Origin of the sequence: Bradyrhizobium sp. 141 (assembly GCF_023074055.1) — a bacterium.
Lineage (GTDB): Bacteria > Pseudomonadota > Alphaproteobacteria > Rhizobiales > Xanthobacteraceae > Bradyrhizobium.
In genome coordinates this window covers 1-1,424 of record NZ_JADPKR010000010.1, presented here as the reverse complement: position 1 = coordinate 1,424, position 1,424 = coordinate 1, and the positions used below count along the sequence as shown (strand labels likewise).

General features: G+C 60.3%; 1 protein-coding gene. It reads left to right on the top strand.

Going from position 1 to position 1,424, the window contains the following annotated elements:
• The coding region (locus tag IVA81_RS02335) for a transposase (RefSeq protein WP_247311661.1) at positions 1–1,346 on the top strand (1,346 nt) is incomplete at its 5' end.
• Between the last annotated feature and the right edge of the window lie 78 nt (positions 1,347–1,424).

Genomic DNA, 1,424 nt, shown 5'->3' with positions numbered 1-1,424 from the left:
GGCATCGGCAAGTCGAACAGGCTGCGTTATTCTATGAGTTCTCGCTCGAAAGGCATATCCCCGCAGACCACTTGCTCCGGTCGATCGACAGATTTGTCGACCTTGAGCAGGTCAGGCAGGATCTAGCCCCCTTCTACAGCAGTATCGGTCGGCCTTCGATTGATCCCGAGCTGATGATCCGGATGCTCCTGATTGGCTACTGCTTTGGGATTCGATCAGAGCGGCGCCTTTGCGACGAGGTCCATCTCAATTTAGCCTACCGATGGTTCTGCCGGCTCGGTCTGGATGGGGCGGTGCCGGATCACTCGACATTTTCCAAGAACAGGCATGGTCGCTTCCGGCAGAGTGATCTGTTCCGTCGCGTGTTCGAGAGCGTCTTGCGCCGCTGCATCAGGGAGCGGCTGGTTGGCGGTGAAGGCTTTGCAGTTGATGCGAGCCTGATCAAGGCCGACGCCAACCGGCAGAATGGGATCGAAGGCGAAAGGGGCCTTCCCCCGGAAGCCGCCAGCCGAGCGATCGATGAGTATCTGGCCGTCCTGGATGATGCTGCTTTCGGAGCAGCGACCGAGGTCACGCCGAAGTTCGTGTCGCCCTCGGACCCGGCGGCGCGCTGGACAGGGGCGCACGGCGGTCAAGCCTTCTTCGCTTACTCGACAAACTACCTAGTCGACATCGAGAACGCGATCATCGTCGATGTCGAGGCGACGACGGCCATCCGGCAGGCGGAGGTGCTGGCAGCCAAGCGCATGATTGAGCGTTCGTTGGAACGGTTCGATCTCTATCCGAGCCGGCTCCTCGGCGACAGCGGCTATGGCTCGGCTGAGATGCTGGCCTGGCTGGTCTACGAGCACGGCATCGAACCGCACGTGACAGTCTTCGACAAGTCGGCCCGCACAGACGGAATATTCTCGCGCGATGACTTCAGTTATGATCACGCCGAGGACGTCTATCACTGCCCCGGTGGCAAAGTTCTGACTACGACCGGAACGCTCGTGAACGATGGCGCTACCATTCTTTACCTGGCCAGCAAGCGCGATTGTGATCGCTGCGCATTGAAGTCCCGGTGCTGTCCCAAGCAGGCCTCACGAAGGGTGCCGCGGTCGATCTACGAGGGCGCTCGCGACATGGCGCGCCAGATCGCAAGCTCGTGGGAGGGGCGCACCTCGCGTCGGCTTCGCAAGAAGATCGAGATGCTGTTCGCGCACCTCAAGCGTATTCTCAAGCTCGACCGTTTACGCTTACGAGGTCCAAACGGCGCGCGCGACGAGTTCACTCTCGCGGCCACCGCCCAGAACCTTCGCAAGATGGCCAAGCTGATCCCGATGCAAACCATCAGGCCCGCATAAAAGGCTGATACAGCCGTTCGCTCGCATCCACGCTGGCGCCAATACATCGGATTGCTGCAGCCTTTTTCAACGGAATCG